This window comes from Pseudomonas sp. NPDC087626, from assembly GCF_044743405.1.
Taxonomy (GTDB): Bacteria; Pseudomonadota; Gammaproteobacteria; order Pseudomonadales; family Pseudomonadaceae; genus Aquipseudomonas.
Map to the genome: position 1 here is coordinate 14,726 of NZ_JBIUWJ010000010.1, position 20,088 is coordinate 34,813.

14 protein-coding genes are annotated in these 20,088 nt (G+C 65.0%); 3 read left to right on the forward strand and 11 right to left on the reverse strand.

Annotated elements, in window-relative coordinates:
* Positions 1 to 127: 127 nt before the first annotated feature.
* From ACIOVD_RS10440 to ACIOVD_RS10490, 11 genes are all read right to left on the reverse strand, one after another.
* Entirely contained in the window at positions 128 to 922 is a 795-nt protein-coding gene (locus tag ACIOVD_RS10440; protein WP_095169047.1) for an ABC transporter ATP-binding protein, read from the reverse strand.
* Positions 923 to 933: 11 nt separating this feature from the next.
* Positions 934 to 1,695 (reverse strand): ABC transporter permease, encoded by a 762-nt coding sequence (locus ACIOVD_RS10445; protein ID WP_320334309.1) that lies wholly within the window; start codon positions 1,693 to 1,695, stop codon positions 934 to 936.
* Between the two features lie 9 nt (positions 1,696 to 1,704).
* Positions 1,705 to 2,466, reverse strand: coding sequence for an ABC transporter permease (locus tag ACIOVD_RS10450; RefSeq protein ID WP_159995284.1), 762 nt, complete (start codon positions 2,464 to 2,466; stop codon positions 1,705 to 1,707).
* Between the two features lie 272 nt (positions 2,467 to 2,738).
* The gene (locus ACIOVD_RS10455) at positions 2,739 to 5,210 is read right to left on the reverse strand and encodes a TonB-dependent receptor plug domain-containing protein (RefSeq protein ID WP_401127478.1); all 2,472 of its coding nucleotides are present in this window, start codon (positions 5,208 to 5,210) and stop codon (positions 2,739 to 2,741) included.
* 69 nt (positions 5,211 to 5,279) lie between these two features.
* On the reverse strand, positions 5,280 to 7,556 hold the full coding sequence (locus tag ACIOVD_RS10460) for a TonB-dependent receptor (RefSeq protein ID WP_401127480.1): 2,277 nt from the start codon (positions 7,554 to 7,556) through the stop codon (positions 5,280 to 5,282).
* A gap of 263 nt (positions 7,557 to 7,819) precedes the next feature.
* Positions 7,820 to 8,878 carry an ABC transporter substrate-binding protein gene (locus ACIOVD_RS10465; protein ID WP_095169052.1) on the reverse strand — a complete coding sequence of 353 codons (1,059 nt, stop codon included), beginning with the start codon at positions 8,876 to 8,878 and terminating at the stop codon, positions 7,820 to 7,822.
* Positions 8,879 to 8,945: 67 nt separating this feature from the next.
* A complete protein-coding gene (locus ACIOVD_RS10470; protein ID WP_159995286.1) occupies positions 8,946 to 9,989 on the reverse strand; it encodes an ABC transporter substrate-binding protein in 1,044 nt (347 codons plus the stop codon).
* Positions 9,990 to 10,009: 20 nt separating this feature from the next.
* A complete protein-coding gene (locus tag ACIOVD_RS10475; RefSeq protein WP_401127482.1) occupies positions 10,010 to 11,170 on the reverse strand; it encodes an LLM class flavin-dependent oxidoreductase in 1,161 nt (386 codons plus the stop codon).
* A 493-nt stretch (positions 11,171 to 11,663) separates the two neighbouring features.
* On the reverse strand, positions 11,664 to 13,514 hold the full coding sequence (locus ACIOVD_RS10480; RefSeq protein ID WP_401127484.1) for an ABC transporter ATP-binding protein: 1,851 nt from the start codon (positions 13,512 to 13,514) through the stop codon (positions 11,664 to 11,666).
* Entirely contained in the window at positions 13,507 to 15,288 is a 1,782-nt protein-coding gene (locus ACIOVD_RS10485; protein ID WP_320334316.1) for an ABC transporter ATP-binding protein, read from the reverse strand. The genes ACIOVD_RS10480 and ACIOVD_RS10485 overlap by 8 nt, the downstream gene beginning before the upstream one ends.
* A 111-nt stretch (positions 15,289 to 15,399) precedes the next feature.
* Positions 15,400 to 16,647: an acyl-CoA dehydrogenase family protein gene (locus ACIOVD_RS10490; protein ID WP_095169057.1), complete on the reverse strand. Its 1,248-nt coding sequence runs from the start codon at positions 16,645 to 16,647 to the stop codon at positions 15,400 to 15,402.
* A 331-nt stretch (positions 16,648 to 16,978) separates the two neighbouring features.
* Here ACIOVD_RS10490 and ACIOVD_RS10495 point away from each other — a divergent pair, with 331 nt between their 5' ends.
* From ACIOVD_RS10495 to ACIOVD_RS10505, 3 genes are all read left to right on the forward strand, one after another.
* On the forward strand, positions 16,979 to 18,034 hold the full coding sequence (locus tag ACIOVD_RS10495; protein WP_095169165.1) for an ABC transporter substrate-binding protein: 1,056 nt from the start codon (positions 16,979 to 16,981) through the stop codon (positions 18,032 to 18,034).
* Between the two features lie 15 nt (positions 18,035 to 18,049).
* Positions 18,050 to 18,781 (forward strand): class II aldolase/adducin family protein, encoded by a 732-nt coding sequence (locus tag ACIOVD_RS10500; protein ID WP_095169058.1) that lies wholly within the window; start codon positions 18,050 to 18,052, stop codon positions 18,779 to 18,781.
* A 109-nt stretch (positions 18,782 to 18,890) separates the two neighbouring features.
* Complete coding sequence (locus ACIOVD_RS10505; protein ID WP_095169059.1) at positions 18,891 to 20,084, forward strand: LLM class flavin-dependent oxidoreductase; 1,194 nt, start codon at positions 18,891 to 18,893, stop codon at positions 20,082 to 20,084.
* The last annotated feature ends 4 nt before the right edge of the window (positions 20,085 to 20,088 follow it).

Below are 20,088 nucleotides of genomic sequence, written 5' to 3' on the forward strand. Positions count from 1 at the left end.
GGCAGCATCGATGTTGACTGTGCTGGCCTCATCGCGAGCAAGCTCGCTCAGGATGTGTGCAGGGTGAACGCTGGACCTTTGGCTGAATATGCCCACAAAACCAGGATCAAAAGATTGCATATCGCGCTCAATGCCCCACCAATTCCTCCAGCAGTTGCTCTTTGTAGCCCTGCAATACGGGCGAACTCCGGTCCCGGGGGTGGGGCAGGTTGACCTGGATCTGGTGCTTGATCCGCCCCGGGTGGGCGTCCATGACGATCACCCGGTCGCCCAGGTACAGGGCCTCTTCGATGTCGTGGGTGACCATGATCACCGTGCAGCGTTGCTGCACCCAGATGCGCTGCAGTTCGTGTTGCAGGCGGACCCGGGTCAGGGCGTCGAGGGCGCCCAGGGGTTCGTCGAGCAGCAGCACCTTGGGGCGGTTGATCAGGGCGCGGGCGATGGCGGCCCGCTGGGCCATGCCACCGGACAGCTGGTGCGGGTAGGCGTTCTCGAATCCCTCGAGGTTGACCAGGGCGATGTGCTCGGCCACCAGGCGATCCTTTTCGACCTGGGACAGTGGGTGGTTTTTCAGGGCCAGGGCGATGTTCTTGCTCAGGGTCATCCAGGGAAACAGGCGGTGGTCCTGGAACACGATGCCGCGTTCCAGGCTGGTGCCGACCACGGGCTTGCCATCGAGCAGGATATCGCCCTGGTAGTCGCCCTCCAGGCCCACGATCAGCCGCAGCAGGGTCGACTTGCCGCAGCCGCTGGCGCCGACGATGCTGATGAATTCGCCAGGGCGGACCTTGAGGTTGATGTTGTCCAGTACGGGCAGCGGTTGGCCTTCGATCCGATAGGCCTTGCTCAGGCCGCGGACTTCCAGGGCGCCGCAGGGCAGTGTGGTGCTGTGGGGCAGAGCGTGATGGGCAATGGCGTTCATGGGGTGGCCTTTCAACGAATGTTGCGCCAGCGCAGCAGGTGGCGACTCAGAAGGGTAAACAGCAGGGTCATCAGGTAACCGCACAGACCGATGCACAGCACGCTCAGGACGATGATCTCCATGCGCGCGCCGGCTTCGGCGTTCATCATCAGGTTGCCCAGGCCGGCCCCGGACGACAAAAACAGTTCGCTGCCCACGGCGGTGACCCAGGCAAACGCCAGGGCGTGCAGCACGCCGGTGGCCAGGCTCGGCAGCGCCGCCGGCAGCAGCACATGGCAGAACTGTTGCCAGCGGCTGAGCACCAGCACCTGGCCGACTTCGCGGTAGCGTCCCTCGACATGCCTGAAACCTTGATAGGTGTTGAGCACCATCGGGTAGAACGCCGCGAGCGTGACGATCAACACCTTGGAGAACTCGCCGTTGCCGAACCACATGGCAATCAGCGGGATCCAGCCGAGCATCGGCACCTGGCGAATCGAATGAAACAGCGGGCCGATCAATCGGTTGGCCACGCTCGATAGCGCCATCAGCACCCCCAGCGCGACGCCAAAGACGATACCCAGGGCCAGGCCGGTACTGGTGCGCGCCAGGCTGGCCAGCAGGTTGACCAGCAACTCGCCATTGCCGAGCAGCTCGAGCAAGGCCTGGCCGATGGTCGACAGCGGCACGAAGGCATAGGCCCCGGCGGCATCCTGGCGCGACAGGTATTCCCAGCCACCGATCAGTAGCAGCGGCAGCAACAGGCCGCGGGATTTTCCGAGTAAAGGGGGCATGGTGGGCTCCTAGCGGGTTTGCCAGCGGAACAGGCGCTGTTCGAGTTGGCGAAAGGAAAAGTCCAGGGCAAAGCCGATCACCCCGGTAACCACCACACCGACCATCACCACGTCGATGCGCAGCATCTGCCGGCTCATCTCGATCATCTGTCCCAGGCCGCTGTCGGCGGCGAGCAACTCGGTGGCCACCAGCACCACCCAGGCCCGGGTCAGGCTGATGCGAAAGCCGGTGATGATCGGTGGCGCAGCGGCGGGCAGGGCGATCTCGCGGACCAGGGTCGGCCAGCGCAGGCGATACACGTCGGCGACTTCGAAATAGCTGCGCGGGATGGCCTTGACCCCCTCGCTGGCGGCCAGGGCCACCGGGAAGAACGCGGTCTTGGCGACAATGATGATCTTGAAGGTTTCATCGATGCCGAACAGCAACACGAACATCGGAATCAAGGCGATGCTGGGGATCTGCCGCAAGGTGTGGAACAGCGGCGCGCAGTAGATCTCGACCTGCCTGGACAGGGCCATCAGCACCCCGAAGGCCAGGCCGCACAGCGAGCCAATGGCAAACCCCAGCCCCAGGCGGGACAGGCTATTGCCCAGATGCTCCAGCAGCTCGCCGCTGGCCAAGAGTTCGGCGAAGGCTTGCACCACCTGGGCGGGTGGCACCAGCAGGTTACGTGGAAAAATCCCGGCCTCGGCCACCCCGGCCCAGAGCACCAGCAGGGCCAGGGGCGAGATAAGCCAGGTGAGAGCGGTCAGCAAGGAGTGTGGGCGCATGGCGGGTCTTATTTCGGCGAAGTACCCGAGGGCTATCGCAAGAGCTGTGCCATGTCCTCGTTGCAACCCCGCCCCCGCCCCTGTAGGAGCGAGCTTGCTCGCGATGGACGTCAACGATAACGCGCGCAACCAGGATGAACGCACTGTTCTTGAGCCCATCGCGGACAAGCCGCAATCCGCAAGCAGGCGCCGCAATCGGGCACCGCAAGCAGACACCTGCTCCTACAGACGCACCCGTTGCTGCCAGGGCAACACCCCGGCAGCAGTGGCGGTCAGAACTCGTAGCTGACGCTGGTGTAGTAGAACGCGCCCTGGGCACCTTCGGGGCTGGTGATCGAGTACTTGGGCACGCCGTACAGCTGCGTACCATCGGCCTCGTCCGGGTGGGTGTCGAACAGGTTGATCGCGCCCACCGAGACTTTCAGCGCCTTGTCGAAGGTGTACGACAGGTCGAGGTCGGTGACCCACTGCGAGCTGTAGGTCTGGTCCAGGTCCGGGTTGCTCGCGTTCAGGCTCTTCCATTCGCCGTAGCGGCGCTGGGCAATGGTCACGCCCCAGTTGGCGTACAGCCAGTTGGCGCTGAGCACCAGCTTGTTCTCGGGAGTGCCTTCCTCGATCAGGCCCTGGGTCGCCCGGCCGACAATTTGCTCACCCTTGATGTTGCCAACGTCCCGCAGCTGGGTAATGTCCGTATGGTTCTTGCTGAAACCGCTGCTCAGGTTCAGCCGGCCCCATTGCGCCAGGTCGAACTGATAGTTGCCGGTCAGCTCGATGCCGTCGGTGCGAGTGTCGGCCACGTTGGTGTAGAACGCTGCGCTCTGGATATTGGCGTACGGGGTACCGGCGAAGATCGGCGACACCACCGAGGCCGGTAACTGGTCGGAGAGGGTGATGCGGTTGTCGATGTTGATCCGGTACGCATCGATGGTCACCGACGCGTTGGGCAACGGCCGCCATACCAGGCCCAGGGAGTAGTTGGTGGACTCTTCCGGTTTCAGCGAGGTACCGCCCAGCAGCGCCGCTTCCGGGCTGTTGGCGCGCAGGGTGCGTTGCTGGACCTCGACATAGTTACCGCTGCCCGGCGGCTGTTCGACCACCTGCACACTGAACGAGGACAGGCCGCTCTGCACCAGCGACGGTGCGCGGTAACCGGTGCTGGCGGTGGCCCGCGCGGCGATCTCTGGGGTGAAGTCGTAACGCAGCGACAACTTGCCGTTGGTGGTGTCGCCAAAGTCCGAATAGTGCTCGCTACGCAGCGCCACCCCGGCCTGGAATTGCTCGGTGAGCTGGGCTTCGACATCGACATAGGCACCCAGTACCCGGCGGTCCAGGGACGCCGCGTCGACCTGGGTGATGCCCGAGTAATACCCGGGAATCCGCCGGTTGGTGAAGGGGTCGACGGTGTTGAACAACGGCCCGTTCTGCCAACCGGCCGCTTCCCCGGCGCTCAGCTCGTAGTTCTCCTGGCGCCAGGCCAGGCCCGCCGACAGGGTCAGGGGCTTGAACAGCAGGTCGGTGGGAAAGTCGCGCACCCAGTCCAGGGTGGCGTTGGTCTGGTCGACCTGGCGCTTGCCGGTGTAGATGTTCTGCGGACTGCCGGCGCCCCAGCTCGGGTTGATCGCATTGCGGTCGTCGGAGGTGAGGCGGTTGTCGCCGTAATTCAGTGCCAGGTCGAACTTGCCCAGTTGCTCGTCGTCCAGGCGCAGGCCACCGGTCACGGCATAGTCTTCCAGAGAGTAGCGGGTGACCGGCAAGCGACCATCGGGGAAGCGCTGCAAAGCGTTGCTCCCGTAATTGTTGCGCAAGGTCGTGGGCGGGTCGAAGAAGCCCTCGGCATCGGTGTTCTTGTGCGAGTAGGTGGCGAAGCCGTAGGCGATCAAGCCTTCGCCGACCCCGATTTCGCTGTTGGCGACCAGGTTGTACTGGTCCGAGACGTTGCCCGAGCCCCAGCGCCAAGTGCGGTAGCGGTTGTTCTGTTCCTTGGCGGTGTTGATGCTGGTGGAACCGGGGTAGAAGATCCGGTTGTCTGGGTTGGTGTCGCTGGCCGGGTCCTGGCTGCCGGCGTCGAAACTCAGGGTCAGGAAGCCGTCGTTGGGCAGGGTGAAACCTTTCCAGCCGCCCAGTTTGCGCTGGATGCCGTCACCCTTGTCGTAGCCACCGAAGCGGTAGCCGAGGTTGCCGCCGTCATCCTTCTCCTTGAGCACGATGTTGATCACCCCGGCGATGGCGTCGGAGCCGTACTGGGCCGCTGCGCCGTCACGCAGGATCTCCACGCGCTGGATCGCGCCCAACGGAATCAGGCTGAGGTCGACCGCCGCCGCCCCCCGGCCGTTGACCAGGCCCTGGCGGGTGACGTTGGCGCTGGTGTGCCGGCGTTTGCCATTGACCAGCACCAGCACCTGGTCGGAGGCCAGCCCGCGCAACGACGCGCCCTGGGCAATGGAGCCGGAGAACGCGCCCTGGGGCGATTGCGGGTAACTGAAGGACGGCGACAGTGCCGTCAGTGCGCCGGACAGGTCGCTGGCGCCGGTGTCCTGCAATTGCTCGCTGGACAGCACGTCCACCGGGGCGGCGCTTTGCAGGGCGGTGACGTCGCTGCGGCGGGTGCCGAGCACGACCACGGTGTCCAGGTGATCGTTGCTGGCACCGGTCGGGGCAGGGTGGGTTTCGGCGGACATGACAGGCAGCGCAAGGCTGCCAATGACCAGCGCCACGGTGCTGGCCAACGGGTTGTGGTGGAACATGGGCGGATTCCTTTCTAGGGCAAGAGGATCAACCGGTAGGAGCGGGCACCCGCTCCTACGGGTGGTGGGTCAGAACCGGCTGGTGACGCTCAGGCCCACCGTGCGGGGGTCGCCGTAGGTGATCACGTATTGGCCGAGGGTGCCGTTGGGCCGTCCGTGGACTTGGTAGCGGCGGTCGGTGAGGTTGTTGACGAAGCCGGTGACGCTGAGTTTTTCATCCGGGCTGAACCAGGTCAGGCGGCTGTTGGCCAAGGTGTAGTGCGCCTGGCTCAGGGTCTTGTCGGCGCTGCTCTGGCGGTCGGCGAGGAAGTATTCCTTGTCGCGGAAACTCACGTCGCCACCGGCCACCAGCTTGCCGCCGATCTCCAGTGGGAAGGTGTAGTCGCCGCCCAGCGAGACTACGTTGCGCGGCGAGCGCACGAAGCTGTTGCCGCTGTAGTCGCCGGTGACCGCACCCGTATTGGGGTTGGTGTTCTTGAAGTCGGTGTACTCGGTGTCGAGGAACGAGATCGCCGCCCGCAGGTGCAGGTACTCGGTGGGCTGGCCTTCGAGTTCCAGCTCGGCACCCTTTACCTTGCCCGCGGCGCCGTTGGTCAAGGCGGTGGTCAGCACGCCGTTGTTGACCGTCAGCAGGTTGACCTGAATATCCGAGTAGTCGTAGTAGAAAATGTTCGCGTTGGCCGTCAGGCGACGGTCGAACCACTCGGATTTGAGGCCGATTTCATAGGCGTCGAGTTGTTCCGGATCGACTGTGGTCAACTGCGCCAGGCTGGTCGACAAGCCGGTGTTGAAGCCGCCGGAACGGAAGCCGTGGGCGTAGCGGAAGAACACCCGCAGGTTGTCGTTGATCCGGTACTCCGGGGTCAGGTCGTAGGTCCAGGCTTCCCAGGTATTGGCTTCCTGGCGGTTGCCGTTGGTGCCGACGCCGCTCAGTGGAATCAGCGGGCCGTTGGCGCTGGCGCGGGTCAGTTGGGTCAGGTCGAGGTCGATGTCTTTCTTTTCCTGGGTGTAGCGCAGACCGCCGGTGACAGTGAAATTGTCGGTGAAGTCATAGGTCAGGTTGCCGAACAGCGCGTAGCTGTCGGTCTTGTGGTCGTAGTTGAGGTCACGCAGGTCAGTGACCCCGCCAATCTGGTTGGAGCCACTGCCATTGGGCGTCGGGCCCGGGGTAATAAAGCGCGTGGCCGAGCTGTCGAGGGTCTCGTGGAAGTAGTGAGCGCCGGCCAGCCAGCGCAGGGTTTCCTGCTGGGGCGAGGCCAGGCGCAGTTCCTGGGAGTACTGGCTGTACTTGTTGTCGGCCGTGGCGGCGCCGTTGACTTCGTATGGCGTGTAGTCGGCATCGCTGGTGGACTGGCCGCGGATGTAGTCGTAGGCGGTGATCGAGGTCAGGGTGTAGTCGCCCAGGTTCCAGTTGAAGGTCAGCGAGGTGCCGTCATGGTCGAGCTTGGCATCTTCATTGACGTTGAGTTCGATGTCGCGGCCGTGCGGGCGCTGGTAGCCGACGTTGTAGTAACGTCCCACCGGCAGCGAGCCGTTGCTGCCGTCGCCATTGTGCTGGCGGGCGTGGACCTTGAGCAGGGCTTCGAGGTCAGGGTTCAACTGGGCAAGGAACTGCACGCGCACGGCTTTCTTGTTGACGTCACCGTAGGTGTGGCCGTCGGTGAGGTTCTCGGCGAACCCGTCGCGCTCCTCGGAGTACAGCGCCACCCGCGCGGCGAGTTTTTCGTCCACCAGCACACCGCCCAGGGCGCCGCTGACGATGCGTTCATCCTTGCTGCCGACACCTAGCGTGCCGTAGCCGTTGGTCTTGGCATCGAGGCTCGGTTTTTGCGAGATGATGTTGACCGCGCCCGCGGTGGTGTTCTTGCCGTACAGGGTGCCCTGGGGCCCGCGCAGAATCTCGATGCGCTCCAGGTCATACAGCGGGCCGCCACCGGCAATGGGTGCGTTGAGGTAGACGTCGTCGGAGTAGATCCCCACCGGGTACACGGTGGCAGCGCCGGTATCGCCAGTGCCCAGGCCGCGGATGTACCAGCGCGGACGGCCGTCGCCGTCGGGGTTCTTCGCCGAGGCGTTGGGCACGAAGGTGGTGATGTCGCCCATCGACCGCACGCCGTCGGCCGTGATGCTGGTGCCCTGAATCGCCGACACCGCCACCGGGATCTCCTGCAGGGTTTCTTCCTTGTGCTGGGCGGTGACAGTCACGGTCTTCAGCGCCGGCTCGGTGCTGGTCTTGCCGGCGTCGCTTTCTGTTGTCTCGGCTGCCAGCAATCCCTCGCTGACGGCCCCCCCGGCCAGCAGCAAGGTGAGCCAGATACTCTTGGTGATTGGATTAAGCTTATGCATGTTGGTACTCCCCCGATAAAGTTTCACTAACAGGGGTAGAGCAGAGATCGTGCCAACAGCTTTGAGGGCTGTACTGGTGGTTGCTTACTTTTGCTAAGTGGCTGATTAATAATGGATAAAATTAGTATTTTATTTGATGTTAGAGCCTCGAAAAGTTCGGGCGAAAGTTACCGGGAAATCCCCTGTCGATTATTCAGCATGGGTTGCTGTGAGGCTGCTGCTGGAGCAACACAACTGCCAACCGTTGTGTTGCTACAGGGTCATCAGACCGCGACTCTCGAAGTCGAGCCGATCACCGTTTCCAGCACGCTGAAGTCGATCCACTCGCGCACATCGAACCGCCGTGGAATGAAGTCCCAGCGGTGCAGGAAATCGGTGAAGTCCTGCAGGGCGGTAATCGAGCGGCTGTCCAGGGTGGTGCGCAAACGCCGGTGTGCGTCTTCGCCATAGGCGGCGGCCACCCAGTACTCGCTGGTGTTCAGCTCGCGGGCGAGAAAGCGCCGGGTTTCATCCGGGTTGGCCCACGCCCATTGCTCGGTGCGCAGCACGGTGTCGACGATTTTCACACTGGCATCGAAGTGTTCGTGCAGCAGGTGGGTGTCGACGGTCAGGGTGCGCGGAGTGCCGTTGTTGGAGCGAATCAGTGGGTCGGGGTGCGAGCCAGTATCGACCACCACCTGCAGGCCGAATTCGTTGGCCAGGTGTACGGCGTGGGCGCCCTTGAGGAAAATCGCGTCGATGTCGCCGCGCAGCAGGCCGATCAGCTCGTTATTGCGCTGGCTGAAGCGGCTGGTGCCGAGGCTGACTTCCGAGCCATACACATGTTGCTTCTGATCGTCGCTGTAGGTGCCGCCGTAGGGGTAGTCCACCAGCTCGACATCGCTGACATTCAGGCCCTCCAACTTGAGTGCGTTCTCCAGCCCGCGCAACGCTTGGGCGCGGGTGAAGTCGATCTGCACGTTGGCCCATTTCGGTACGCCGAAGCGGCGGTTCTTCAGGTCGCGAATGCTCTTCACCCCGCTTTCGGCAGTGGTCAGGATCAGTTGCACCTCATCGCTCCAGGACAATCCCAGGACCCGGGTCTGCACTCCACTGGCGTAGGCCCAGATAGCCGGGATATTGCCGCCGTGACGCACCGAGTTTTTCAGGTGATGGTCATAGTGGGCCTCGCGAACTTCCCGCTCGCTGGACTCACGCAATGACTGGATATTGGTGCCGAATGGCTGGAAAGCCTCGGCCAGGCGCCCGGATTGCACCGCAATGCCAAGCCCGGTGGGCACCGGGCTGTGGGTGTACCAGAGGGTATCGAGTGGTTTGCTCATAAAGGGATCTTCGTTCGAGTCCATGAAACCGATCACCCCGCCGCGCTAGGGTGATCGTGCGGTAGGGTTAGCCGGCGAGGGCGGTCTGCAGGGCTTGTAGCGGACGCGGGTCGATCCATTGGCGCACGTCAAAACTGTTCGGGATAAAGCGCCAGCGGTGCAGGAAGTGAGTGAAGTCCTGCAGGGCGTCGATGGCCTGTTCGTCGAGTGCGGTGTGCAGGCGCTGGTGGGCGTTGTCGCCGTAGGCGGCGCTGACCCAGTACTCGCTGCTGTTGGTTTCCCGCGCCAGGTAGCGGCGGGTTTCATCCGGATGGGTATGAGCCCACTGTTCGGCCCGCAGCACCGCGTCGAGAATGCCGCAAGCCACCTCAAAATGCTGCTCCAGCAGGTGCAGGTCGACCGCCAGGGTGCGTGGCGTGCCGTTGTTGCTGCGGATCAGCGGGTCGGGGTGGGCCCCCGTGTCGATCACCGTGTGCAGGCCGAAGTCGTGGGCGTACTGGGCGGCGCTGGCACCCTTGAGGAAAATCGCGTCGACTTCGCCGCGCAGCAGGCCGATCAGTTCCAGGTTGCGCCCCTCGACCCGTTGCGCCGCTACCGGCGTGCCATTGACGGTATGCACCTGCGGGTCGCTGAAGGTGCCGCCATACACAAAGTTCACCAGTCGCACGTCGCCCACCTGCAGGCCTTCGAGCTTGAGGGCGTTCTCCAGGCCACGCAGGGCCTGTGCCCGGGTGAAATCGATCTGCGCACCGGCCCAGTCCGGCAGGCCGAAGCTGCGGCCCTTGAGGTCCTTGACGGTTTTTATGCCGCTGTCAGGAAGGGTCAGGATCAGTTGCACTTCGTCGGCCCACGACAGGCCGATCACCCGGGTCTCGCGGCCCTGGGCGCGGGCCCAGATCGCCGGGATATTGCCGCCGTGGCGCACCGAATTCTGCAAGCTGTGATCGAAGTGCGACTCGCGCACCGCCTTGTCCGTGGACTCGCGCAGCGATTGCACCCGGGTGCCGAGGGCGCCTACGGTGTCCTGCAACCAGCCTTTTTGCACGGCGATCCCCAACCCCGTGGGGACCGGGCAGCGGGTGTACCAGAGCGTATCGAGTGGATGGGTCATCAAGTCGTCTCCCTCAGCGCTCAGGCGCTGGCTTTGAGTGCGGTTGCCGGGCTGGCAGCGGGGCGCTGGTGCACCAGCGGCAGGACTTCCTGGCCGATGCGCAAGGCCTCTTCGAGGTGCGGGTTGCCGGCGAGGATGAAGGTCGAGAAACCGGCATCGCGGTATTCCACCAGGCGTTCGGCGATGTTCTGGTGGCTGCCCACCAGGCCCACGGTCGGCCCTGGCTTGGCCTTGGCGAAACCGGCCCACAGGTTGGGGCCGATGATCAGGTCGTCGAAGCGATCGACATTCTGGTGGTAGGCGGTCTGCCGTGCGCCACCGACCGAGTCCGAGCCGCTGGTGAAGCCCTTGGCGACCACGCTGCTCTGGCCCTCGAGCTTGTCGAACTGGCGGCGCAGGTCGGCCCAGGCCTGTTCTTCGGTTTCCCGGGCGAACAGGTCGACCCGCAGCCCGAAGCGCACGCTACGCCCCTGTTTGTCGGCCAGCTCACGCACTCGTTCGATGTGCGGCTTGAGCTTGTCGATCGGCTCGGCCCAGTTCAGGTAGACGTCGGCGTGCTTGGCGGCGACGTCCAGCGCGGCGTCGGAGAAACCGGAGAAGTACACGCCGGGCTTGCGTTCCTGATGCAGGCCGTGGGGCAGGGCGCCGTTCTCCAGTTGATAGATATCGCCGTCGTAGGAGAACCGCTCGTTCTGCCACAGGCCCTGGATGATGTCGAGGAACTCGCCGGTGCGCTTGTAGCGCAGGTCGTGTTCGAGGAAGTCACCGTTGGCGCGTTGGCTGGCCGGGTTGCCGCCGGTGATGATGTTCCACTCCAGGCGGCCACGGCTGAGGTTCTGCAGGATGGCCGCCTGTTGCGCGGCGTAGGCCGGCAGGGTCCAGGTGGCCTGGAAGGCGATCAGGAACTTGATGCGCCGGGTTTCCCGGGCCAGCGCCGCCGCGGCGATCCAGGGCTCCGGCCCGGTGGGTAGCAGCGCGCCTTCAAACCCGGCCAGCTCCGCGGCCTTGGCCACCTGGGCGATGTAGTCGATGTAGGTGAAGTCGTCCGGCTCGCCATTGGGCAAGCGCCCCGGAGCGATGTTGCCAGGGCGGTGGTGGGAGGTGCCGCGATTGTGTTTGTCGGTGCTCAACTGCGGCCCGTCGGTGCCCAGCGGTAGACGCCAGAAAAATTCAGTGCTCATGGGTGCTCCTGATTCAGTAACGCGTGCGAGGACGCCTTGCAGGGATGATTGCAACGGACATGCCATGGCGCCTGGAACGGCTTGCGGGCCGCAGGGGCTGGGGATTGGGCGCTGAAGGTGCGGACAGTTGCGCCAGGGCTGCGTCTGTAGCAGCAGCCCGTCAGCAGTGGTTGTTGAAGCGGCAACAGCCCGAGCGTGCGGCGACTGGCATTGTCTGCAGATTTGGCATGCGCCCGCTCAACTTGTGGGAGCTGGCGCCCGCTTGCGGCTTGCCAGCGATAGCGGTGGGTCAGGCGCCATCGATGTTGAACACCACTAGATCTGTGGGAGCGGGCTTGCCCGCGATGGCGGTGTGTCAGGCACCAGCGATGTTGAATGTGCTGGCCCCATCGCGAGCAAGCTCGCTCCCACAGTGATTTTGGCTGTTCGCAGATTTTGCGTTCTGGCCCCATCGCCAGCAGGCCGCAAGCGGGCGCTAGCTCCCCCAATCAATTCAGGCCGGCTGGCCCATCTCCTCGAGGGAAGCACTGCGCAAATAGGTCTGGTACAGCGCCGCATAGGCCCCGCCCTGGGCAATCAACTGGCGGTGCGGGCCTTGTTCGACCAGGCGGCCGCGTTGAATCACCGCGATCCGGTCGGCGTCGCGAATGGTCGCCAGGCGGTGGGCGATGATGATCGCCGTACGGCCTTCGCACAGGCGCCGGAATGCCCGCTGAATACGCCGCTCGGTATGGATGTCGACCGCCGAGGTGGCCTCGTCCAGCACCAGCACCGCCGGGTCGGCGAGGTAGGCCCGCACCAGGCACACCAGTTGCCGCTGGCCATGGCTCAGGTGCCCGCCCAAAGGCCCGACTTCGCTGTGGTACTGGTGTGGCAGGCGCTCCAGCACCTCGTCGGCCCCCAGCTCGCGGGCCGCGGCGATCAGTGTTGTATCGCTGGCGTCGGGAGCGGCCAGGCGCAGGTTGTCGAGGATGGTGCCGCTGAACAGCACGTTGTCCTGCAGCACCACGCCAACGTTGCGGCGCAGCGCCTGCTGGGTCAGTTCGCGCACGTCGATGCCGTCGAGTCGCACCGCCCCCGCCTGCACCTCGTAGAAGCGCGTCAACAACTGCACCAGGGTGCTCTTGCCATGGCCTGAAGGGCCGACGATCGCCAGCACTTCTCCCGCGCGAACCTGCAAATCCAGCTGATCGATCACCGGCGTCGGGCTGTGGGGGTCGTAGGCAAAACTCACCTGCTCGAAGCTCACGTCGCCCCGCGCCCGGTCCAGGAGGCGTGGGGTGGGGCTGTCGGTGATCTGCGGGCGGGTGTCGAGCAACAGGAAGATCCGCTGCGCCGACGCCGAACCGGTGGCGTAGCGCTCGAACAGGTCCGACAGTTCCTGCAAAGGCCCAAGAAACAGGAACACGTAGAACAGGCTTTCAGCGATCTGGCCCACACTGACATCCGCTTGTGCCAGGCCGTAGGCCCCCACCAGCAACAGCAGCGCCATGCCGGCGGAACTGAGCAGCGCGGTGAACGGCGCGAACCAGCTGGAGCGCAGGCTGCCGCGGATCAGTGCCTGGTTGAAGTCCTCGAGCAGACCACGGTAGCGCCGCAGGTTCGGAGTCTGTTGCGCGCACTGTTGCAACATCCGCGCGCCGCTGACGCTTTCCACCAGGTGCGCGGTGAAGCGGCTGCGGTTCTCCGCGACCTTGGCCCAGTTGCGTTGGGAGATGCGCTTGAAGCTCCAGGTCGCCAGCACCAGCAACGGCACGGTGGCGACCAGGCTGAGGAAGAAGCGCGGGTCGATCCGCCACAGCATCACGGCCGCCAGCCCGCAGCGCAGCAGTGCGCCCAGCAGCTCCGGCGGGCCCTGGATCAGCAGCGGTTCGAGGCTGTCGACATCGCGGTCGGCGCGGGAAATGATGCGCCCGGCCTTGGTCCGGTCGAAGTAGCTGACACTCAGGCTCTGCACGTGGGCGAACACCCGCACTCGCAGGTCATTGAGTACACGGATCGCCGCGCCGCCGGCGACGAACTGCGAGACCCCGGCCAGCAGGAACCGACCAAGCCAGCTCGCCGCCAGGCCGAGACCCAGCCACAGCACCAGGCGCTCATCGAGCAACCAGTGATCCTGCTGCGAAATCAGCCCACGGTCCAGCAGTTCGCGCACGAACCAGGGCCGCAGGAACACGGTGAACACCAGCAGCAGCTCGATGCCGATCACCGCGGCGATCGACCCGCGTATCGGTTTGAGCAGCGGCAGCAGGCGCGTCAACATGCTGCGGTCGAGAGCCTTTTTTGCCAGTGCTTCTTCAATTTCAATATCGCTCAAGGCTGTGCCGGCGATTGGATTAGCCATGGTCGATCCCTAGCAGGTCGCGGTAGTCGGGGTGGGTTTGCAGCAGTTCGCAGTGCTGGCCGCTGGCGACGATCCGGCCGTCCTGGAGCATCAGCACGCGGTCGGCGAGGAGGATGGTCGAGAGCTTGCTGGAGATCACCAACACGCTGGTGGCCCGGCCCTGGTCGCGACGCAGTTGGCGAATGTTGTCCAGGACCTGGCGTTCGCTGATGGCATCGAGGGCGCTGGTGGCGTCGTCCAGGCACAGGATGTCGGGCTCGCCGAGCAGGGCGCGGGCCAGGCACAGACGCTGGCGCTGGCCGCCGGAGAGCGTCACGCCGCGATCACCCAGGGGCGTGGCCAGGCCATGGGGCAGGCGTTCGAGCACGTCTTCGGCGGCAGCCAGGCGCAAGCCCTGGCGCAACTGTTGTTCACTGGCCGTCGGCGCGCACAGGCGCAGGTTGGCGGCCAGGGTGTCGGAAAACAGAAAGCTCTCCTGGGGCACCACGTGCACCCGGCGCCGCAGTTGATTGAGGTCCAGTTGCCGAATGTCCTGCCAGCCGGCGGCGTCCGAGCCCAGCAGCAGACGTCCGCTCGTGACCTCACTGAGACGCGGCAACAGGCTGGCCAGCAGGCTTTTGCCGGTGCCTGTCGCGCCCACCAGGGCGACGATTTCCCCTGGCTGCAGGGTCAGCGAGCAGTCGCGCAGAATGGCCTGGCCACCGCCGGGCGGGCTGACGCTGACGTGCTCCAGTTTCAGCCCCAGGGGCGTTTCGGGCAGGCTGGCCGGGCCGCTGCGGATCGCCGCTGGCTCATCCAGCAGCTGCCAGATGCGCTCGGCGCTGGAGCGGGCGTCGGCGAAGGTCTGCATCACTCGACCGATGCCTTCGATCCGAAACACCAGGGTGGTGGCGATCAGCAGCGAGGTCACCAGCTCGCCGATCCCCAGCTGCGCGTTGGCCACCAGATGGGCGCCATACACCAGGATCCATACATGCCCCAGGGCGACCACGGCCTGGGGTAGGGGAATCCGCGAGCTGGAGTAGGCCAGTGCCAGGCGTGCGTGGTCGGCGAACAGCGCCACCTGTGCGGCGAAGCGCTGGGTGCGGCGGTGTTCGAGGCCGAACGACTTGATCACCCGCACACCACCGATGCCCTCGCTCAAGTCCTGGTTGACCCGGTCGTAGGCGGCGCCAACGGCCCGGTCGAGGCTGACCAGGCGCTCGGTCTGGCGCACGAAAATCCACAGTCCGAGGACTGTCAGCAACAGCGGCACCAGCCCCAGCAGCGGGTTGTACCAGCTCAACAGGCCGACCGTGGCCAGCACCACCAGCGGGGTTTCCACCACCTGGCGCCAGAAGCTGATGAGCGCGTCGCGAACCTTGTCGGCATCGCGGGTGGTGCGGGTAATCATCTCGCCCATGCCGTGCTGCCAGTGGTAGCCCAAGTGCAGGTCCTGGACCTGCTGCAGGATGCGCTCGCGCAGGCGCGTCAGCAGCTCCTGGCTGAGCACCAGCGACAGCACGCTGGCGGCGTACTGCAAGACGCCACGACCCAGGGCCACGGCCAGCATCAACCACAGCCAATACCAGCCGAGGCTGGCGTCCAGGCTGCCATCGGCCTGGTGGACCACCGCGCGGCCGGCGCTGACGTCGTTCACCGCATGGCCGATCAGCCACTGCTGCCAGACCAGGCCGAGGTTGATTGCAACGTACAGCGCCGCCACCAGGGCGAAGCGCCAGGGCATTTCCCGGTAGATCGCCAGGCAGCGCAGAAGGGGGTGTTTTTCGATCATGGAGAGCTCATTAGCGTCACGGGGCTTGTGGGAGCAAGGCTTGCCCGCGATGGCGATCACCAGCACGCCATCGCGGGCAAGCCTTGCTCCTACGGGTATGGGGTGGGGGGGTTAGCGGCGGGTCGCGCCCTGTTGTTCCTTGGCATTGAGGATCGCGGTGTATTCGCCCGGGTCGACGCCGTTGAGGTAATAGTTGCCGACGTGGTGCAGGCGCCAGCGGATCGGGTCGTGGGTGGTGTGCACCCGGGCGTTGCGCCAGAAGCGGTCGAGGTTCCATTTGCTCAGGGACGAACTGGCGCCGAGCAGGGAGAAGATGTCGCTGGAGATCTGCAGTGATGCTCGATCCGAATGGGCGCGGGCGGTGGCCACCGAGAGGATCAGTTCGTCCTGCAGCTCTTTATTGTCCGGGTCCAGTTCGTGTTGGTCGAACACCTGTGCGGCCTCGCGCAGCAGGGCTTCGGCGCCGCGCAGGGCCACCGCGTACTCGCCGATCTGCTTGATGATGTGCGGTTCCTCATTGGCGTGTTCGACGCCGCTTTCTACCCACGGCCGGGCATTGTGCTTGAGGTAGTCCACGGCAGCGGCCAGGGCGCCGGCGGCAATGCCGGTGTCGATGGCGGCGTGGAGGATCTGCGGGAAGGTCAGGCCGGTGCGCTTCATCGGTCCTTTGCGCTGGGACACGAAGCGTTCGTCGAGCTCGATGTTGTCGAAAATCACCGTGCCGCTGACTGAGTTTTTCTGGCCGAAGGCTTCCCAGTCATCCACCAGGGTCAAGCCCTCGGTATTGCGATTGAGCAGCACCCCGGCACCGCCATCGTCGGAAGCTGCCGTCAGGGAGATCCACTCGGCGAGGTAGGAGCCGGTGGAGTAGAACTTGCTGCCATTGAGGATCAGCTTGCCGTCCGCACGGCGCTCGACCCGGGTCTTGAGGGCAAATTTGTTCTTGCCACCGACTTCCGCCAGGGCATTGCCAAAGCGCTTGCCGGCCAACACGTCGCTGACCAGGCGGTCGCGCACGGCGTCCGGGTAACCGGTGAAAATCCCCCGCAGCATCACGTTGTGAATCTGCAGTAACTGGCCGACCCCGCCATCGGCCACGGAAATCAGGCGCACGGTTTCGACGATGGTCTGCACCGATGCGCCCAGCCCGCCAAAGGCCTTGGGCACGCCGATGGCGGTGAGGCCGCTGTCCGACAGCAACTGCGCCTGGCGCCGGGGCAACTGACCGTTCTGGCTGGCATCGGCTGCGATCGCGGCGATTTCCCGGGCAATCTCCCGGGCCACGGCAATGGCCTCGGCCTCGCTGGTCAACTGGCGTACGGGGGCCAGCGTGTGGGGTAGGGGTTCGATCTTGCTCATAGCGATTCCTCGGCTAATGGATTGCCAGCTCCTGCAGGAGGGGGCGTGGTTGATAGGCGCTGGAACTGCCTTGAGCAAGTTGTGCGCCAAGGTCGGCAAACCCTTGCCCGGCGTGGCTTTGGTCGCGGGGGTGTTGCTGGGGCAGCAGTGCACGGAAGGCGACTGCGCAGCCAGCAGCAGTGCTCGCGCAATGCTGCTGACAGGCCAGCAATCAAACCCCGTGGTTAACCCGCTGCGCGGCGCCAGCCCAGGTAAACCGGGGCTTGGCGCTCTTGGCACGGACGCTGCACTGGCCTTGGCAACTGACTCGCAAAACCCGATGGAGCTGCCCATGACGCTTGCTGCCCAACACCCCAGCCCGCTTGCCGAGACCGAGCTGGCGCAGATCTGGTTCACCCGCTGCCCGGTGCCGACCGCCTCGGGCATCGCCTACAAACTCGGCTGGCTCAGCGCAGAGTTTGCCGCCGACGGCCTGCCGGTCTCGACCTTGCAGGAGGCCCGGCAACTGGGCCGGCATCACTACGATCACCAACTGCCGGGGCTGTTTCGCGAAGGCGGTAACGTTCCGGCACTGGCGGCGCGTGCCGCTGGGGCGCCGAGCCGGCTGATCGGCCTGACCTGGATCGAGGAGTGGCAGACCATTCTGGTTCGCCCGGACTCCGCTATCCGCAGTGCGCAAGACCTCAAGGGCAAGCGCCTGGCCTTGCCGGCCTGGGGCGACAGTCGTCCCGGCAGCATCGCCCGGGCCATGAGCCTGCACGGCTACAAAGGCGCGTTGAGCCTGGCTGGCCTGGGCTTTGACGACGTCGAGCTGGTGGAGGTGGCGCTGCAGGACCAGGAGCAGGCGGCCAACCCGCAGGAAGGTTTGCAACGCCTGTGGTCGGGCCTGGATTACCTGGTGCGCGGCGAGGTCGATGCGGTCTACGTCAAGGGCGCTTCCGCAGCCGACGCCGCGCGCCGGCTGGGGCTCGTAGTGGGGATTGACCTGGACCAGATCACTGATCCGCGCTACCGCATCAACAACGGCACGCCACGGCCGATCACCGTGCACCAGAGCCTGCTGGACAACCATTTCGAGCTGGTGGTGCGGTTCCTCGCGCAAACCCTGAGTGCGGCTGATTGGGCCGCTGACAACCGCGAAGCCCTGCACGCCATTCTCGAAGAGGAGACCCGTGCCGGCAGCGCTGGTGTGGCCGAAGCCTATCGTGGCGATTTCCATACCACCCTGGCCCCGGACCTGTCGGCACAACGCCTGGAGTTCCTGCAGATCCAGAAAAACTTCCTGTACCTGCACGGCTTCCTCGAAGGCGATTTCGACATCGCCGACTGGGTTGACCCGCGCCCCTTGCAAGCCGCCCATGAACTGTTGGCCAAGCGCCGCGCCTGAACCCGGAGAACTGCCATGACTGTGCTCATCCACGAACAACTGATCAGCGAACAACTGCAAGCTTTCATCGACAAGGTGCTGCTGGAGGCCGAACAAGCCTTCAGTGTGTTCCGTGAAACCAACACCATCACCGCCAACGGTACCGTCGGCTTCATCGAGCGGGTGCCGGGCGAGGAATTGCTGGTCTCGGTCAACTACGGCGGGCCGTGGAACTACCGCCAACCGCTACAGGCCACCGTCACCGACTTCGCCGGCAAGGTGATCTACGGCAAGGGCAAGGGTGGCCTGGGTCGCTACACCAAGTTGTTCCAGACCCACCCCGATGTCACCACCGTGTCCCACGTGCATTCGCCGTACCTCGGTGCCTGGGCCCAGACCCACCGCACGCTGCCGTTCCATTACGTGCCGGTGCAGCGCTATCAGCTGGCGCGCGAGCTGCCGGTGTACATCGACCGGCGTCAGCCGGAAGTGGATTTCATCCTCGACAAGATCGCCGAGAACCCCTTCAACCTGGCGATCCTCGAAGCCAACGGCGGTTCCACCGTGTGGGGCAAGCAGGGGCTGCGCGCCACCGCCGAGTTCATTCTGTTGCTGGAGGAGGGCGCACAACTGCAGTTGCTCGCCGATGCCCTGGGCGGATCGCGTGCCTACGGCCCGGGCGTACTGACCCAGCAATGGAAGATGAGCGGACTGTATGACCAGGCCACGGAACTGGGACTGGTGCCGGCGATTGATCGGCGTAGCTGAGCCGCTGATTACCCCTCACCCCTGTCTGCGCTGGCGTGCCCGCGATGCCGGGCTCACGGGCGCCATCGCGGGCAAGCCTTGCTCCTACCTCATCGAAAGGAACACACCCATGGCAGTCAAGATTCTCTGGTACCTCACCACCCCCGACGGCCCTTATCCGTGGGAGCCCGAGGGCCGCTGGCAGACTGATTTCGAGCACCTCAAGCAATTGGCCGTGGCCAGCGATCGCCTGGGTTACTACGGCGCGTTGCTGGGCTCCAGTCCCAACGACAGCCTGGCGGTGTCCGCCGCCCTGATCGATGCGACCCAGCGCTTGCGCTTCCTCGTGGCGCAGCACCCGGGCGAGCTGTCGCCGGCGGTATTGGCCAAGTGGGCACTGACCTTCGACCAGTTCTCCAATGGTCGCTTGCTGTTCAACGTAGTCAACGGCAACGACGCTGGCCTGGCCACCCTCGGCGTGCATTACCCGCACGATCAGCGTTATGACTTCAGCCTGGAATACTGGCGTGCCTTCCAGGGTTTCTACGCCGGCGATACCAGCGGCTACGACGGCCAATACGTCAAGCTTGCGCCACGCGCGGCGGGCGCCGCCAACCATCCATTGGGCGGCTGGCATCCACCCCGGCAAAAGCCCGGTATTGCGTTGTGGGGCGCCGGGACATCCGGCCCCGGCGTGGCTCACTCGGTGCAGTTGCTCGACGTCTACCTGAGCTTTGCCAACACCCCGCCAAAACTCGGCGACAAGTTCCGCAAGGTGGCCGCCGAAGCGGCGAAGATCGGCCGCGAACTGACCTTCGGCACCCGCCTGCAGATCATCGTCCGCGAAACCGAGGAGGAGGCCTGGGCCCACGCCGAGAAGCTGCTGCAACGCACTTCGTTGCAGACCGCGCGCAACGCGGTCGAGCGCCAGTTGCCGGCCGGTGAAACCTTCGACAGCTTCCACAGCGACGACCCACAAACCCAACGCAACCTGGATACCCTGCGCGCCGGGCGCCTGCCCAAGGCTCGGGACCTGGAGATCTACCCCAACGTCTGGCTCGGCCCCAGCCTGTTCGGTTTCAACATCCTTGGCCCGGCCGCCGGCACCTACCTGGTGGGCAGCGCCGAGCAAGTGGCCGAACGGATTCGCGAGTACGAGGCCCAGGGCACCTCGGCCTTCATCCTCTCGGGTTTCCCGCTGATCGACGAAGCCCATCGAGTGGCTGACCTGCTGTTCCCGCTGCTGGACCTGGATCACGGCTTCGACGTGCCGCGCCTGGGCGTCAGCCGCCGGACAGCACCGCGCACCACCGAGCAGGCATAAGGAA

Excerpts from the sequence above, each read along its gene's own strand:
- ACIOVD_RS10440 (WP_095169047.1), bottom strand. The coding sequence starts at position 922 with ATGAACGCCATTGCCCATCACGCTCTGCCCCACAGCACCACACTGCCC.
- ACIOVD_RS10445 (WP_320334309.1), bottom strand. The coding sequence starts at position 1,695 with ATGCCCCCTTTACTCGGAAAATCCCGCGGCCTGTTGCTGCCGCTGCTA.
- ACIOVD_RS10450 (WP_159995284.1), bottom strand. The coding sequence starts at position 2,466 with ATGCGCCCACACTCCTTGCTGACCGCTCTCACCTGGCTTATCTCGCCC.
- ACIOVD_RS10455 (WP_401127478.1), bottom strand. The coding sequence starts at position 5,210 with ATGTTCCACCACAACCCGTTGGCCAGCACCGTGGCGCTGGTCATTGGC.
- ACIOVD_RS10460 (WP_401127480.1), bottom strand. The coding sequence starts at position 7,556 with ATGCATAAGCTTAATCCAATCACCAAGAGTATCTGGCTCACCTTGCTG.
- ACIOVD_RS10465 (WP_095169052.1), bottom strand. The coding sequence starts at position 8,878 with ATGAGCAAACCACTCGATACCCTCTGGTACACCCACAGCCCGGTGCCC.
- ACIOVD_RS10470 (WP_159995286.1), bottom strand. The coding sequence starts at position 9,989 with ATGACCCATCCACTCGATACGCTCTGGTACACCCGCTGCCCGGTCCCC.
- ACIOVD_RS10475 (WP_401127482.1), bottom strand. The coding sequence starts at position 11,170 with ATGAGCACTGAATTTTTCTGGCGTCTACCGCTGGGCACCGACGGGCCG.
- ACIOVD_RS10480 (WP_401127484.1), bottom strand. The coding sequence starts at position 13,514 with ATGGCTAATCCAATCGCCGGCACAGCCTTGAGCGATATTGAAATTGAA.
- ACIOVD_RS10485 (WP_320334316.1), bottom strand. The coding sequence starts at position 15,288 with ATGATCGAAAAACACCCCCTTCTGCGCTGCCTGGCGATCTACCGGGAA.
- ACIOVD_RS10490 (WP_095169057.1), bottom strand. The coding sequence starts at position 16,647 with ATGAGCAAGATCGAACCCCTACCCCACACGCTGGCCCCCGTACGCCAG.
- ACIOVD_RS10495 (WP_095169165.1), top strand. The coding sequence starts at position 16,979 with ATGACGCTTGCTGCCCAACACCCCAGCCCGCTTGCCGAGACCGAGCTG.
- ACIOVD_RS10500 (WP_095169058.1), top strand. The coding sequence starts at position 18,050 with ATGACTGTGCTCATCCACGAACAACTGATCAGCGAACAACTGCAAGCT.
- ACIOVD_RS10505 (WP_095169059.1), top strand. The coding sequence starts at position 18,891 with ATGGCAGTCAAGATTCTCTGGTACCTCACCACCCCCGACGGCCCTTAT.